At 72.4% G+C, this 15,481-nt stretch carries 10 protein-coding genes; 3 read left to right on the top strand and 7 right to left on the bottom strand.

Going from position 1 to position 15,481, the window contains the following annotated elements:
* Positions 1–30 precede the first annotated feature (30 nt).
* The 6 genes from ACQP1N_RS28280 to lysX form a co-directional block, all read right to left on the bottom strand.
* Positions 31–1,347 carry an NAD-dependent epimerase/dehydratase family protein gene (locus ACQP1N_RS28280; RefSeq protein ID WP_067801553.1) on the bottom strand — a complete coding sequence of 439 codons (1,317 nt, stop codon included), beginning with the start codon at positions 1,345–1,347 and terminating at the stop codon, positions 31–33.
* Positions 1,348–1,447: 100 nt separating this feature from the next.
* On the bottom strand, positions 1,448–2,527 hold the full coding sequence (locus ACQP1N_RS28275) for a methyltransferase (protein WP_433227585.1): 1,080 nt from the start codon (positions 2,525–2,527) through the stop codon (positions 1,448–1,450).
* A 205-nt stretch (positions 2,528–2,732) separates the two neighbouring features.
* Positions 2,733–3,347: an NAD(P)H:quinone oxidoreductase gene (wrbA, locus tag ACQP1N_RS28270; RefSeq protein ID WP_433227584.1), complete on the bottom strand. Its 615-nt coding sequence runs from the start codon at positions 3,345–3,347 to the stop codon at positions 2,733–2,735.
* Between the two features lie 4 nt (positions 3,348–3,351).
* Positions 3,352–5,550 (bottom strand): AfsR/SARP family transcriptional regulator, encoded by a 2,199-nt coding sequence (locus tag ACQP1N_RS28265; RefSeq protein ID WP_067801562.1) that lies wholly within the window; start codon positions 5,548–5,550, stop codon positions 3,352–3,354.
* 418 nt (positions 5,551–5,968) lie between these two features.
* Positions 5,969–6,148: a hypothetical protein gene (locus ACQP1N_RS28260; protein WP_131732623.1), complete on the bottom strand. Its 180-nt coding sequence runs from the start codon at positions 6,146–6,148 to the stop codon at positions 5,969–5,971.
* A gap of 12 nt (positions 6,149–6,160) precedes the next feature.
* Positions 6,161–9,466 (bottom strand): bifunctional lysylphosphatidylglycerol synthetase/lysine--tRNA ligase LysX, encoded by a 3,306-nt coding sequence (gene lysX / locus ACQP1N_RS28255; RefSeq protein WP_174548873.1) that lies wholly within the window; start codon positions 9,464–9,466, stop codon positions 6,161–6,163.
* A 185-nt stretch (positions 9,467–9,651) separates the two neighbouring features.
* On the opposite strand from lysX, the gene ACQP1N_RS28250 reads away from it, so the two are divergent.
* The 3 genes from ACQP1N_RS28250 to ACQP1N_RS28240 are packed head-to-tail and all read left to right on the top strand — an operon-like array spanning position 9,652 to position 14,687.
* The gene (locus ACQP1N_RS28250) at positions 9,652–11,592 is read left to right on the top strand and encodes a serine/threonine-protein kinase (protein WP_242608806.1); all 1,941 of its coding nucleotides are present in this window, start codon (positions 9,652–9,654) and stop codon (positions 11,590–11,592) included.
* Positions 11,592–13,244, top strand: coding sequence for a protein kinase domain-containing protein (locus tag ACQP1N_RS28245; protein ID WP_433227583.1), 1,653 nt, complete (start codon positions 11,592–11,594; stop codon positions 13,242–13,244). Before ACQP1N_RS28250 ends, ACQP1N_RS28245 begins: the two co-directional genes overlap by 1 nt.
* A 24-nt stretch (positions 13,245–13,268) precedes the next feature.
* Positions 13,269–14,687 (top strand): serine/threonine-protein kinase, encoded by a 1,419-nt coding sequence (locus ACQP1N_RS28240; protein ID WP_084263493.1) that lies wholly within the window; start codon positions 13,269–13,271, stop codon positions 14,685–14,687.
* A gap of 154 nt (positions 14,688–14,841) precedes the next feature.
* On the opposite strand, the gene ACQP1N_RS28235 is transcribed toward ACQP1N_RS28240, so the two are convergent.
* Positions 14,842–15,453 (bottom strand): response regulator, encoded by a 612-nt coding sequence (locus ACQP1N_RS28235; RefSeq protein WP_067807468.1) that lies wholly within the window; start codon positions 15,451–15,453, stop codon positions 14,842–14,844.
* Positions 15,454–15,481 lie beyond the last annotated feature (28 nt).

Genomic DNA, 15,481 nt, shown 5'->3' with positions numbered 1-15,481 from the left:
GGCCCGGTGGTGCCGCCCCCGCCGCCCGGCTCATCGCTCGGCCCACCAGCGGACCCGGTCGTCCACCATCCGATCGGTGGCGGTCATGGCCGCCCGCTTGGGCCACGTGAGGGTCGCCACGCGCCGCACGAGCGGCCGGGGGGACTGGACGAGCATGCCCTCCAACAGGGTTCTCGCCAGCGCGTCCACCGTGTCGAGCACGTCGGCCGCGTCCTGCCGCGCCACGCGGTCGAACTGGCGGTGCACCACCTCGGGCAGGCGGAACCGTACGGGCACCACGTCGGCGTCGGGCGAGGCCGACGCACCGGCGAGCGGAGACTCGAAGGCGTTGAGGACCGCGCTGCGGTCCGCCGTCCCCATCTGGCCGGACAGGTCCGGGCAGCGCTGCCCGTCCCCGGTGTCCTCGGCGACCCGTACCGCGGTCACGCCCTCCTCGGCCATCACGCCCACGGCCAGGTCGAAAGCGGTGACCGGCCGCGGCAGCGAGCGCACCGCGTGCAGGCCGGTGCCGTCGTCGCGGGCTCCGAGGGCGGCTACCAGCAGCAGCCGGGCCGTCTCCCGGACGGACTGGACGTGGAACGGCACGGCGGGCAACGGCAGCCACAGCACCGCGCCGTCCCGGCAGGACCGCTGGAAGCGCGCCACCGGCGCCGACCCCTCGACCACGTGCGCCGACCGGGCGATGGCGGTCGGCAGCAGCCCCCGGGTGGCGGCGTCCGCGACGATCAGCTCGGCGATGCGCTCGCTGGCGGCCAGGGTGTCGCGGGCGTAGGGCAGCAGGGCATGCTCGTCCGACCCGAGAACCAGCATGCCGGCCCGGGCCGACACCGCCGATTCCACCACGTGGCGGGTGCCCAGGATGGTGGTGACCGGATCGCACGCGTGGGCGGGCGCCGGGGCATGCCGGGCGGCCAGGTGGAACACCAGGTGCGGGCGGGCACCGTGGACGACGCGGGCGACACCGTCCCCGTCGCACACGTCCACCACGTGGTGCTCCGCCCACGGCACCGGTGGCACAGGCGACCGGTCGAGGCTGAGCACTCTGGCCGGGGCGAGGGCGGCCAGTTCGGCCATCAGCGCCGCGCCGACCCGGCCGCAGGCGCCGGTGACCAGCACCGTCCGGTCGGCGACCAGCTCCCGCAGCCGCGCCCGCGGCACCCGCAGCGTCCGGCGCGACACCGCCAGAAAGCGGTGGTACTCCCCGGCGGCGCCGGGATGGGCCAGCACCAGCTCCCGCGCGAGAACGCGCAGCCGGGCCAGAGTGCCCGCGGTCACCGGGGCACGGTCGGCGGGCGCGAGCGCCTTGATCTCTTCCAGGACCTGTTTCAGGTCAGGTGCGGCACTCACGTCGTGATCCCCCCGGGTACGGTGCGCCGGCACCCGCGCGCCGGCGGGGGCCGGACGAGTCGTCTGTCCTGCCGGCCCCGGCCGGCGACCGGCTCGCTCGTCACGCCGTCGCTTTCCACGCGCCTTCCAGGGCACCGGCGCCCTTGACCCCGCTGATCACGCCGTGCGGGGTCCACGTGTCGCCGGGAGCCCGGCGCACGTCACCGAAACCGGCCTCCGCCAGCCACTCCTCGTAGGCGCCCCAGGGGTAGATCATGCTGCGCGGGGCGGTGAGCGTGGCGAAGTAGGCGTTGTCCAGCGCCGCGTACAGCGGCCCGTCGCCGCTGTCGTCGGACATCACGTTGAACACCAGGACCCTGCCGCCCTCGGGCAGGGCCGCGTGCGCGCGCCGCAGCAGGGCGAGGTTCTGCTCCGGCGACCAGATCACCAACTGGTTGGCGAACAGCACCGCGTCGTGGCCCGGCGGGTACGGGTCGTTGAAGATGTCGCACGCCCTGGCCTCGATACGGCCGGCCAGGCCGGCTTCGGCGATCTTGCCGCGGGCGATCTCCACCGCGCCGGGCAGGTCCAGCACGGTGAACCGCACGCCCGGGTTGGCGCGGGCCAGGGCGATGGCGTTCACCGCGTCCCCGCCGCCGACGTCGAGCAGCCGCCGCACCCCGGTCAGGTCGGCCTTGGCCACCAGGACCGGGTTGGTCAGCCGCGACCAGGACCGCATGCAGCGGAAGAACAACCGCTCCAGCTCCGGGGTATGGGGGAGGCGGTGATAGAGGTCCTCTCCCTCGCCCTCGAACCGGCTCAGTCCCGCGTTGGTGTTGGTGCGCAGCGAGGTCACCAGGTCGGCCAGCGGCAGGTAGACCAGTTCGGCCTCGAACGCCACGATGTCGGCGAAGATCTCCCAGGTGCCGTCGCGGAACATCGTCCGGAGCACCTCGCCGTTGCGGTAGCGGCCGTCGCGCGCCTCGGTCAGGCCCAGCGCGGTGACGCCCAGCAACAGCATGCGGGTCGCCCGCGGGGTCAGGCCCAGCGAGGCGCCGATGTCCGCGGCGTTGAGCTCGTCCTTGCCGTCGAGCAGGGCGAACAGGCCCAGCTCGACGCCCGCGTTGAGCATTTGGAAGGCCGCCGCTCCGAACAGCGGCCCGGCCAGATCCTCGCGTGAGCGGATCTTACGGTTGGGCACCGGGTCTCCTTGGGTCACGGCACGTCCGACGGCGTGCCGGGTGGGGATGCACCGCCGTGCGCAACGCTACGGGCGGCGGCTCTCGGCGCCCTCTCCGTCGTCTCTCGCCGTCATGGCGGAAACGCCCGGGACGCTCGTACAGCCCGTCGCCTCGCGGATGGAGAGGCCGCCGAGGGGTCCTCGGCGGCCTCTCGCGGGAAGGCGGTCAGGCAGCGGCCTGCAGCGGCCTGAGCGCCTCGGCCACCTTGGCGAAGCGGGCTCCGTGGAACTCCGCGGCGGCCTGGACGTACTTGACGGCGCTCTCGTCGCTGTCGCTGATGCTCAGCCCGTACGGGTTTCCGCCCGCGGCGTGGATCACCTCGTAGTCCGCGTAGCCGGTGGGGACGATGATGCTCCCCCAGTGGTGCATGACGTTGTAGAGCGCCACGAGCGTCGTCTCCTGGCCGCCGTGCGTCTCGTAGCTGCTGGTGAAGCCGGTGGCGGCCTTGCCGACCATCACGCCCTCGTGCCACAGGCCGCCGGTCGTGTCGAGGTACTGCTTGAGCTGGGAGGCGACGTTGCCGAAGCGGGTCGGGGTGCCGAAGGCGTAGCCGTCGGCCCAGCGCAGGTCGTCCAGCGTGGCCTCCTCGATGTGCGCGGTGGCCTCGATGTGCGCGCGCCAGGCGGGATTGGTGTCGATCACCGAGTCGGGGGCCAGCTCCGGTACGCGGCGCAGGCGTACCTCGGCGCCGGCGGACTCGGCGCCGCGGGCGACGGCCTCCGCGATGGAGTGGACGTTGCCGGTGGAGGAGTAGTAGATCACCGTGATGCGAGCGGGCATCGGTTCACCTCTTGAATATCCGGGAGCGGACGGACCTGGGCCGCGACGCGGCCCGAACCGACGGCGACCATCGAGGGGCGCCGTTGGTGAGCGGGGGGACGGGGGGCGGTGCCGTGAGGCGGGGGAGAACGCTCGGTTCGGGGGCTCGGTGCGGCCCCGCATCGGTTTCGTGGTCCCCACGGCCGATCTCGGCGTCGGGTAACCGCATTCCCGGGAGGTCGCTGCGCTGGCGGGCGGCGAAACGCAGCCCTTCGACCTCCAGCGTCAGCCAGCCCCCGGGGTCGGAGCGGACCATGTCGAGCATCTGCGCGGAGGGGCCGTCGGGGTGCTCCAGCAGTTCGGAGTCCTCCGGCACGCCGCTGAGCAACTGCTCGGCCCACCGGGCCAGGCCGAGCCAGCAGTCCGCGGCCCGGTCGAGCAGGCCGGCGCGTTCGGCCCAGCTCAGCTCCCGCAGACCGCGCTCGCGGGCGTACAGGCCCATGATGCGGTGCATGCGGTAGCGCAGCACGCCCATGTGGTCCGTGCCCACCACTTCGAGCAACCCGCGGTCGACCAAGTGGTCGAGGACCGGTTCCACGCCGGGGGTGGGCGTATCGGTCGCCGCGGCGACGATCCAGGCGCCGAAGTCGGGCACCTGGAGCAGGCCGATGGCGAACCACACCCGGCGGGTCGTCCCGTCCAGCAGGTCGACGCTGGGACCGAGGTAGGCGCGCATGTCCAGCGAGCCGTAGGACAGCTCATCGAGCCGGCCCTCGGGGTCGCTGAGCCGCTGCGCGAGCTGGCCGACGTTGAGGTGGCTGCGGGCGGCGAGCCGGGCGGCGGCGGCGCGCACCGACAGCGGCAGCCTGCCGGTGGCGTGCACGATCAGGTTGACGGCGGCCTGCTCGGCGGTGATCCGATGGGCGCCCACGACGTTGCTCAGCAGCCGCACCGACTGCTCGACGGTGAACACGCCCACTTCCACCGGGACGATGCCGGGGACCTCGGTGAGGTTGGAGCGGCTGGTCATCAGGACCGCGACCTCGGGTGAGGCGGGCATCAGCGGGCACAGCGAGTCCGAGCCGGGCACGTCGTCGAGGACGATCAGGACACGCTGTCCGTCGAGCAGGCTCCGGTAGAGCGCCGACCGCTCGTCGCGGCCGGCCGGGACTTCGGAGTCGGGCACGCCCAGCGCGTGCAGGAATCGCGACAGCACGTCGGAGACGTCGACCGGGTCGGGCCGGGACGCGCGCAGGTCGGCGTAGAGCTGACCGCCCGGGAATTCCTCGCGCAATCGATGGGCGACGTGGATGGCGAGAGCGGACTTGCCCGCCCCGCAGTTGCCGTAGACGCCGCAGATGCGCACGGCGTCATTGCGGGCGGTGAGCGCGGCGCGAATCCGCTGCTCGTGCTCGGGCCGGTCGACGAAGTCGGGAAGGTCGGACAGGAGCTGGGCGGGCGGGTGCATGGGCGTGCTCGCGACGGGCTCGCCCTCAAGGATGCGCCGCTGCATGTCGCGCAGGGTGTGGCCGGGCTCCAGGCCCAGTTCGTCCACCAGACGCTCGCGGCCCTCGGCGTAGACCTCCAGGGCGTCGGCGCGGCGGTCGGCGCAGTAGAGGGCGAACATGAGCCGGGCGCGCAGCCGCTCGTTGAGCGGGTACTGCTCGACCAGCACCGTCAGCTCGTCGATCAGCTGCCGGCCGAGGCCGCACTCGATCTCCAGGTCGATGCACTCTTCCAGGACCGCCAGGCGCCGTTCCTCCCACTTGGCGGCGTATGCCTGCACGGTCGGGCTGTCCACCTCCGCCAGGACCGGTCCACGAAAGTGCGCCAGGGCGGCCCGGAAATGGGCGGCGGCCAGGGACTTGTCTCCCTTGGCGGTGAGGGCGCGCGCCTCCTCCACCTGGCGGGTGAAGCGGTGGGCGTCGACCGCCTCCGGCTCGACCCGCAGGGCGTACCCGGAGGGGGTCGTCTCGATGAGGGTGCCGGGCGCGCCCGCCAGGGCGAACGAGCGGCGCAGCCGCCAGATACAGGTCTGCACCTGCTCCGCGGCCGTACGCGGCGGGCGGCCGCCCCACAGCGCTTCGGTCAGCTTCCCGACCGTGACCGTGCGGCCCGCGTTGGCCAGGAGCATGATCAGGATGATGCGCTGGCGGTTCTTGCCCACGCTCACCGCCTTGCCCTGGATCGACACTTCTAGCGGACCGAGAACGCTGAACAACATAGGTGCCGACACTCCTCGCTCATAAACAACTGCAAGGCCCACACGGCGGTCCAGCATCCAGCCGGCTCGGCGCGGAGTTAACCACGAGATCAACCAATCGGTCACTCTACTGATCGATCGACTGGCGCAAACTATAACAGGAGGATCCGCGAAGTCATCGTGTCCGTATTTCAAAGCGATAACCGGGGCCGGTGAATTCTGATTGAATCCGCTTTAATCTCGGATGATCACCGAGCGTGTACGTCCGAAACCCGCTATTTGGTCACTCTGGCCCGCCGGTTATGATGACGCCATAACTTTCTTGACACAACTTATGTGGTTATTGGATCAGGCCGGAGGGCGGGTTATTCGCGGCCACGCCGCTCTCCGGTCGCTCTCCGGTCGCTCTCCGGTCGCTCTCCGCGCGTTCTCCACGGGGCTATCCGGAGAGCGGCCGGACCGTCTCCATGGGCACCCCGGCGACCACCGCGGACCGCCGCTCGACGCCCCGGTCCGCCGTGCCCGGCCCCACGCCGCCGATGATCGCGCAGATGACCGCGAGCACCACCGCCGTCACGGCTCCGGCCGGGTACGGCGTACGGCGGCCCGATATCCCCACCCCGCGGAGTTTCTAGGAGCCCGGGCGCACCAGCGGGAAGGGGATCGTCTCGCGGATGCTGCGGCCCGTCAGGGTGATCAGCAGGCGGTCGATGCCCATGCCCATGCCGCCCGCGGGGGGCATGGCGTACTCCAGGGCGCGCAGGAAGTCCTCGTCCAGTTCCATGGCCTCCGGGTCGCCGCCCGCGGCCTGCAGGGACTGCTCGGTCAGGCGCCGGCGTTGCAGGATCGGGTCGATCAGCTCGGAGTAGGCGGTGCCCAGTTCGAGACCGAAGACGATCAGGTCCCATTTCTCGGCCAGCCGCGGGTCCGCTCGGTGGGGGCGGGTCAGCGGGGACGTTTCGGCCGGGTAGTCGCGGACGAACGTCGGTGCCGTCAGGTGCTCTTCGACCAGGGCCTCGAACAGCTCCTGGACGATCTTCCCCTGGCCCCACTGCGGGTCGAAGTTCAGCCCGTGGCGTTCGGCGTGGCGCTGCACGGTCGCGAGCGGGGTGTCGGGCGTGACCTCCTCGCCCAGCGCTTTGGAGACGGACGCGTAGACGGTTATCTCATGCCAGGGGGCGGAAAGGTCGTATTCGACGCCGTCGCGGACGACGACCGTGGTGCCGAGGGCGGCGCGTGCGGCGTCCACGACCAGGGAGCGGGTCAGCTCCGCCATCGTGTCGTAGTCGCCGTACGGCTCGTACGCCTCCAGCATCGTGAATTCGGGGTTGTGCTTCTGGGAGACGCCCTCGTTGCGGAAATTGCGGTTGAGCTCGAAGACGCGCCCGATCCCGCCGACCAGCAGGCGCTTCAGATACAGCTCGGGCGCGATCCGCAGATAGAGCTGCATGTTGTAGGCGTTGATGCGGGTGGTGAACGGCCGGGCGGTGGCGCCGCCGTGCACCGGCTGCAGCATCGGCGTCTCGACTTCGAGGTAGCCGCGGGCGCGCAGCCCGTCGCGGATGGCGGCGATGGAGTCGCCCCGCATGCGCAGCATCCGGCGGGACTCGTCGTTCACGATGAAGTCGACGTACCGCTGCCGGACGCGCGCCTCCGGGTCGGAAAGCCCCGCGCTCTTGTTCGGCAGCGGGCGCAGGCACTTGGCCGCGAGCGTCCAGGAGGAGGCGAGCACCGACAGCTCCCCGCGCCGGGACGTGACGACCTCGCCGCGCACGCCCACCTGGTCGCCGAGGTCGATGAGCGTCTTCCAGCGCCGCAGGGACTCCTCGCCGACGGCGTCCACGGTCAGCATGACCTGCAGGTCGGCGGTCTCGTCCCGCAGTGTGACGAAGATCAGCCGGCCGTGTTCGCGGGCCAGCACGACCCGTCCCGCGATCGCCACATCGGTGCCGGTATGGGTGTCGGGGGCGAGCGAGCCGAACCGCGCCCGGATGTCGGCGGCGAAGTCGGCGCGTTCGCAGCCGAGCGCGTAGGGCTCCAGCCCGGCGGCGCGGATCTGGTCGAGCTTGGCGTGCCGGACGCGCTCCTGCTCCGACAGCCGCCGCTGCGGGGCCCGTGCCGCCTCCGCCGCCTCCTCGATCTCCTTGATCTTGTCGACGAGGCCGGTGGAGGGCACCATCGCGGCGGCCCGGTCCAGCTTCGGGCGGTTGAAGCTCGGCAGGAACCCCTCGGCGCGCGCGTAGGCGAGGCCCAGCCGGATCAGGTGCCGCCCCTGCGTGTAGCAGATGAAACGCGGGCGCCACAGTGGCAGGTACTTCGCGTTCGCCAGGTACAGCGATTCGAGCTGCCAGAACTTCGACGCGAACGACAGGAACCTGTAGTAGAGGCGGGCGATGGGCCCGGCCCCGATCTGCGAGCCGCGCTCGAACGCCGACCGCAGCATCGCGAAGTTCAGCGAGAGCTGCTGCGCGCCGACGGCGGCGGCCTTCTCGGCGAGCTTGGCCACCATGTACTCGTTGAGGCCGTTCTCGGCGAGCCGGTCGCGGCGCATCAGGTCGAGGGAGAGCCCGCTCCGCCCCCACGGGACGAAGCTGAGCAGCCCGCGCAGTTCCCCGTGGGCGTCGAACGCCTCGACCATGACGCAGCGTCCGTCGGTGGGGTCGCCGAGGCGGCCGAGGGCCATGGAGAAGCCGCGTTCGGTCTCCTCGCCGCGCCAGGCGTCCGCGCTGCGGATGAGCTTGGCCATCTCCCAGCCGGGGATCTGCGAGTGCCGCCTGATCCGGATCGTGTACCCGGCCCGTTCGACCCGCCGGACGGCCTGCCGCACCTGCCGCATCTCACGCCCGTCGAGGTTGAACTCGGTGAGGTCGATGATGGCCTCGTCGCCGAGTTCGAGCGCGTCGAAACCGTGCCGCCTGTAGATGTGGGCGGCGCGTTCGCCGACGCTGACCGCGCCGGGGATCCACGCGTGGGCGCGGCATTCCTCCAGCCACGCCTCGATCGCCTGGTCCCAGGATTCGGGGTCGCCGAGCGGGTCGCCGCTGGCCAGGGAGACCGAACCCTCCACCCGGTAGGCGATGGCCGCCTTACCGTTGGGTGCGACCATGACGTCCTTGTCGCGGCGCAGGGCGAAGTAGCCGAGCGAGTCCTGGTCGCCGTACTCGGCGAGCAGCGCGCGTGCCGCCAGTTCCTCGCCGGGGCTGAGGACGGGGTCACGCCGCCCCGGTCTGAACAGCGCCCAGAACGTGGCGATCAGCAGTCCGGTGCCGAGGACCCACAGGATCGCGTCCACCCAGAACGGCACGGACACGTTGATCGGCTTGCCGGTGACGCGCGGCCCGAGGACGGTCTGGGAGATCGCGTAGAGCGGGTGCGTCCAGAAGCCCCCGTTGGGGTTCCGGTCGGTGACGGTGACCAGGAACGTGCCGATTCCGCCGGTCACGATCAGCAGGCTGGTGAAGACGATCGTGGCGAGCCGCCGGTTGGCCCGGTCGGGTAGCGTGGTGAACTGCCCGCGCGCGGCGATCAGCAGCCCGAGGACGGCGAGGTACACCCCGGCGGTGACGATCAGCCCGACGGGGGTGGGGTTGCCCGGGGTGAACAGCGTCGTCAGGACGGCGGTGACGGCGAGCGCGGTGGGCAGGCAGAAGATCAGGACGAGGATGCGCCACGCCGCCTTCTTGCGCCGCCGGACGCCCATCGACAGCAGAATCCAGAGCAGCCCCACGGGGACGCTGGGGAACCAGCCGAGGTAGCCGATCCAGCGCAACGCCCAGACTTCGGCTATCTCAAGGATGAGACCATAGGAGACCCACGCGAGCAGCGAGAGGATCCCGGAGAGACGGGTGTACCAGAAGAAGATCGTCGGCGCGGCCTGGATCAGCCGTCCCCACTCGCCCCGCAGGCGGCCTTCGCGTTGCGGGTCCTTCTCCGTCATGATCCCCCAGTCGCCGCATGGTGTGGCTCTCTTAGTTTTACCGGGTGTCACGTCCATCACGCTTTCGTCCGCGGACGTCCGCCCGGCCGCGAACCTCGGGATGGTGCCGGACGTCGTACGGGTAGGGGGATGTGGCTTGCAAGCTCGGTCCAAGGTTGTCAGCAAAAGTCGATATGGTCGCGGATATGCCAAATGAACCCACCGGTGAGCGGTTGCTCGCCCGCCGCTACCGCCTGGTGACCCAGGTCGGCCGGGGCGGCATGGGGACGGTCTGGCAGGCGCACGATGAGGTCCTCGGTCGTGACGTGGCGGTAAAGGAGGTCATCCTCCCGCATGGTCTCACCGATGAGGAACGCGCCGTGCACCACAAGCGCACGTTCCGTGAGGCCCGGACCGCCGCGAGGCTCGGCCACCCCGGTGTCGTGACGGTCTACGACGTCGTCGAGGAGGACGACCGGCCCTGGATCATCATGGAGCTGATCAGGGCGCTCTCCCTGGACCAGGTGATCAAGCAGGAGGGGCCGCTGGAGCCCCGCCGCGCCGCGGAGATCGGCCGCCAGATGCTCGCCGCGCTGCACGCCGCGCACGACGCCGGCGTCCTGCACCGCGACGTCAAGCCCAGCAACGTGCTGATCACCGGCACGGGGCGGATGGGCGAGCGCGCCGTGCTGACCGACTTCGGCATCGCGACCGCGGCCGGCGACGCCACGCTCACCCAGACGGGCCTGGTGATGGGCTCGCCCGCCTACATCGCGCCCGAACGCGCCCGGGGCCGCGTCGCCGGCCCGGCGTCCGACCTGTGGTCGCTCGGCGTGACCCTGTACGCGATGCTGCACGGCAGGTCGCCGTTCGAGCGGCCCGAGCCGATGGCCGCGCTGGTCGCGGTGATCTCCGAGGAGCCCGATCCGCCGGAGAAGGGCGGCCGGCTGATCCCGGTCATCGAGGGGCTGCTGCGCAAGAACCCCGACCAGCGGATGGACGCGATCGAGGCCGGCGCGCTGCTGGACGACATCGTCCGGCAGGAGACCATCGACACGCAGCGGACGATGGCCGTCGAGTTCTCCCCGGAGGAGTACCCCGGCCCCCAGACCACCACGCCGGAGCCGTACGGGGAGGCGTACGCCGAGCCGTATCCCGAGACGTACGCGCCCGACCACCCGCTGCCGGAGGAGATGGAGACCTCCGGCGGCCGGACGGGCGCCGCCGCGTCCGGCGCGGCCACCGCCCCGCGGGGCCCCGGCGCGCGCCCGGACCAGCTGACCAGCCTCGACCTCCCGGCCGCGGCCAAGGCCGGTGCGGCGGACGCGGCGGACCCCGGCGAGACCAGGCCCGACCCCGACCGGGTCAGGTCGTGGCGGTCCGGCCCGCGCACCGAACCCGCCGGCGCCGTCGAGCCGCAGGCCCCGCCGCCCGAGCACGGCCCGGCCACGCACTTCCCGCCGACGACGCACCCGGTCGCGCGTCCCACGCTGGCCGACAACCGGAACGTGCTGATCGTCGCCGCGATCGTGCTGGCCGTCATCGTGCTCGTCGCGGGCATCGCCCTCGCGAGCGGCGGGGAGGAGAACAAGGGCGGGAAGGCCCGCAAGGGCACCCCCACCGCCTCGCCGGGCGGCGGCGCGCAACCGTCCGCCCCTGCGACGTCCCCGAAGCCGGGCACGGGGCTGCCCGCGGGGTTCACGATGCACAAGGACCGCAGCGGCTACTCGGTGCCCGTCCCGAAGGGCTGGAGCGGACCCGAGCGCAAGCAGGGCGGCGACTTCTTCTACTCGCCCGACCGCGCGGCCTACCTGCAGATCGACCAGACCGGCGACCCGGGTCCGAGCGCGATCGACGACTGGCGGCGCCAGGAGCGGGGCGGCTCCGGTTTCCCCGGCTACAAGAAGATCAGGATCGCGCCGACCGGCGACCGTCCGCCCGTCCCCGACACCGGCGACGGTGACGACTCCGCGGACTGGGAGTTCACCTACGACGGTGACGGAGGCCGGGTGCACATCCTCAACCGCGGTTTCGTGACGCACGGGCACGGCTATGCGATCCTGCTCCGCGCCCCCGACGACGACTGGGACAGGGTGTACTCCGACCTGCAGCCGGTCTACCGCTTCTTCAAGCCCGCGGAGGGCTGATGGACGGCCGCCTCCTGGCCGGTCGCTACCGGCTCGAATCCGTGGTCGGACGCGGCGGGATGGGCACGGTGTGGCGCGCCCGCGACGAGACCCTCGACCGCGAGGTCGCGGTCAAGGAGGTCCTCCTGCCCGCCGGCCTGAGCGACGAGGAGCGGGAGAACCGGCACCGCCGGACGCTCCGCGAGGCGCGGGCCTCGGCGCGGCTGAACCATCCGGGCGTCGTGACCGTACACGACGTCGTGGACGAGGACGACCGGCCGTGGATCGTCATGGAACTGGTGCGGGCCCGTTCGCTCCAGGACCTCCTGGACGAGGACGGCCCGCTGCCGCCCGGCCGCGTCGCGACGATCGGCCGGCAGATCGCGGGCGCGCTGCGGGCGGCGCACGCGATCGGCATCCTGCACCGGGACGTCAAGCCCGCGAACGTGCTGGTCACCGACGACGACCGGGCCGTCCTCACCGACTTCGGCATCGCGCAGATGGCGGGTGACGCGACGCTCACCGGCACCGGGCTGATCGTGGGGTCGCCGGCGTACATGCCGCCGGAGCGGGTGAACGGCGACCCGGCGATCCCCGCGTCCGACCTGTGGGCGCTCGGCGCCACCCTGTACGCGGCGACGGAGGGCCGGGCGCCGCACCACCGCGGCGACGCGATGGCGGTGCTCGCGGCCGTGATGACGCAGGACGTCCCGCCGCCGAAGAACGCGGGCCCGCTCGCGCCCGTGCTCACCGCGCTGCTGGAGCGCGACCCGGTCCGGCGGATGAGCGGGGACCAGGCCGAGGAGGCGCTCAAGGCGGTCGCGGCCGGGCATGCGGCGAGCCTGGCCGCCGTCCAGATCGCGTCGGGCCGGACGGCGGTGGACGGCGGTGCCGCGCAGACCGTGCCCCCGCACCAGCAGATCCCGGTACCGCCTCCGGACATGACCTCGCCGTTCCCGCCGGGACCCGGGCAGCAGTGGACGCCCGGCCACACCCAGCCCCCGCCGCCGCGGAGGCGGCCGCCGATCCTGCCGATCCTCGGGGGTGTCGCCGCGGCGACGGTGATCCTGGCCGTCGCCGGGGTCGTCCTCCGGATGAACTCCGGCCCGTCCGCCCCTGACACGCCCACCACCACCCCGCCGCCCACGGTGGTCGCCAAGCAGTCCACGCCCGCCGCACAGGACACGACGCCCAGCACGCCCGCGACCTCTCCGGTCTCCAGTGCGACGCCCCTCCCGGACGGGCTCATCCCGGCGTCCGGCCCCGGATACACGATCGGCGTCCCGCGCGGCTGGCGGCGCTCGGTACAGGGCAACAGCGTCGTGTGGACCGACCCCGTGTCCAGCGCCTACGTGCAGGTCGACCGGACGATCTGGACCGGCGACCCCTACGACCACTGGGTGACCTGGGAGCAGGAGGCCATCGCGGACGGCAAGCTGAAGGACTTCCGGCGGGTCGGGGAGATCACCCGGACGTCCGCCGCCGGGTACCCCGCCGCCGACATCGAGTTCACCTGGACCCGCGCGGGCGTCACCCGGGCCCGCGACCGGGGGGTGATCGCCGGCGGGCGGCCGTACGCCGTGGTGGTGGCGCTCCCGGCGTCCCAGTGGAACGACAGCGAGAAACTCGTGAAGAATGTCCTCGACTCGTTCCGTCCCTCTGGGGTGGGATGACCCGATCGGGGGGATTGTTCGGACATGGCACAGGGACGGCTGCTCGGTAACCGCTACCGGCTGGACTTGGTGGTCGGCCGGGGCGGCATGGGCACCGTGTGGCGGGCCTTCGACGTCATGCTGGACCGCGAGGTCGCGGTGAAGGAGGTCGTGTTCCCGCCGGGCCTGAACGACGACGAACGCGCCGTCCTGTACGAGCGGACGTTCCGGGAGGCGCGGGCGTCGGCGCGGCTGAACCACTCCGGCGTGGTGACCGTCCACGACGTGGTCCAGGAGGGCGGCCGGCCCTGGATCGTGATGGAACTGGTCCTCGCCCCGTCGCTGCAGGACATCATCGAACGCGGCCCGATGGACCATCGCCGGGTGGCCGAGATCGGCCTGCAGATGCTCGGCGCGCTCCGGCACGCCCACGAGAAGGGCATCCTGCACCGCGACGTCAAGCCCAGCAACGTGCTGATCACCGACTCGGGGCGGGTCGTCCTCACCGACTTCGGCATCGCGCAGGTGGAGGGTGACGCGACGCTAACGCAGACGGGCCTCGTCATGGGGTCGCCCGCCTACATCCCGCCCGAGCGGGTGCAGGGCGAGCGGGCGGTGCCGGCGTCCGACCTGTGGGCGCTCGGCGCGACCCTGTACGCGGCGGTCGAGGGCCGGTCCCCCTACGAGCGGTCGGACGCGATGTCGTCGCTGCAGGCCGCGCTGACCGAGCCGGTCCCGCCGGCGCGCAACGCCGGGCCGCTCACCCGGGTGCTGGACGGGCTGCTCGCGCGCGAGCCGGCGCGCCGGATGACGGCGGCGCAGGCGCAGCCGCTGCTCACCCAGGTCGCGGCGATGCCCTCCGTGTTCTCGCCGCCGCCGGTGCGGCGTCCGTCGCCCGCGAGCGAGACGGTGACGGACGAGCCGCCGGCCAGCCACCTGCCGGTCCGCCGGGTCGAGGTGGCCTCCGAGACCGTCCTGGACCCGGCCGAGCTGGAGCCGGTGACGCGCCGCGACCCGGGTGAGCCCGCCCCGGTGACGCGGAGCGACCCCGGCGGTTTCCCGGAGCGGGGCGGCTCGCATCGCCCGCCGCCCGGACGCTCCGGGCATGACCGGGAGGCCCGGACGCTGCTGGAGACCGAGTGGTCGCCGCCTCCCGCCCCGCCGAGTCCCCCGCCGGGCCCTTCGGGGACGCCTCCGCCGTGGGAGCAGCCGCAGCGGTACTCGAACTGGCAGCAGCCGCCGCAGCCGCAGCCGGTTCCCGGTGGCGGGGAACGGCGCCGGACGGTGCTGGTCGTCACGGTCGCGGTGGTCCTCGTCGTGGCGGCGGTGCTGCTGGGCGCGTTCATCCTGCGCGGCAAACTCCGCACGGGCGCTCAGGCTCCGGTGACGCTGAGCCCGGCGATCTGTGCTCCGTTCGCCGTGACCGCCGGCTGCTCGGAGACGACGTCCGTCATCACCGTGTAGGACGGCGTCGGCGGCGGTGGCTTCGCCGGGGTGAACGTCATCGGAATCCCCAACAGCTTGAGGCCGGCCACTATCAGCTACCGAGAGTAATCGTCACGGGCCATAGATCCCCGGCTCACCGGGCCGAAGGTCCCGAAACGGATGGCGTGGAGTGTCAGCCGCCGGCGGAGAAGGCGTCCAGCGCGAGACGCAGCGCGCCGACGTGCTCGGCGAGGTCGTCGGTGGGCTCGCCCGACCCGATCCGGGCGACGTCCTCCTCGACCCGGGTGAGCCGCTCGTCCAGGGCCGCCAGCAGCCCGTCGCAGCCCGCGAGGGCGTCCCCGGCGCCGTCCCCGCCGAGCGTCCGGCGCAGCAGCTGCGCCTGCTGCCGGAGCCGCCGGGTGCGGTGGTGCAGCTCGACGAACACCGACACCTTGGCGCGCAGCAGCCACGGGTCGAACGGCTTGGTGAGGTAGTCGGCGGCGCCGGCCGCGTACCCGCGGTACGCCTGCTCGCCCGCGCTGCCGGCGGCGGTGAGGAAGATGATCGGGATGTCGCGGGTCCGCGGCCGGGACTTGATGTGCTCCGCGGTCTCGAAACCGTCCATCTCCGGCATCACGACGTCCAGCAGGATCAGCGCGAAGTCGTGGTTCAGCAGCTCCTTCAGCGCCGCCTGCCCGGAGGTGACGGGTACGACCTCCACCGGCAGCGCGTCGAGCACGGCCGTGAGCGCGGTCAGGTTCTCCACACGGTCGTCGACGGCCAGGATCCTCGCGTCGTTCGGCACCGGACTCCTCAACCTCGGTCATGGCCTG

This window comes from Actinomadura formosensis (genome assembly GCF_050948385.1).
GTDB classification, from domain to species: domain Bacteria; phylum Actinomycetota; class Actinomycetes; order Streptosporangiales; family Streptosporangiaceae; genus Spirillospora; species Spirillospora formosensis.
The sequence above is the reverse complement of the archived record's forward strand: the minus strand, read 5'-3'. Positions and strand labels throughout refer to the sequence as shown.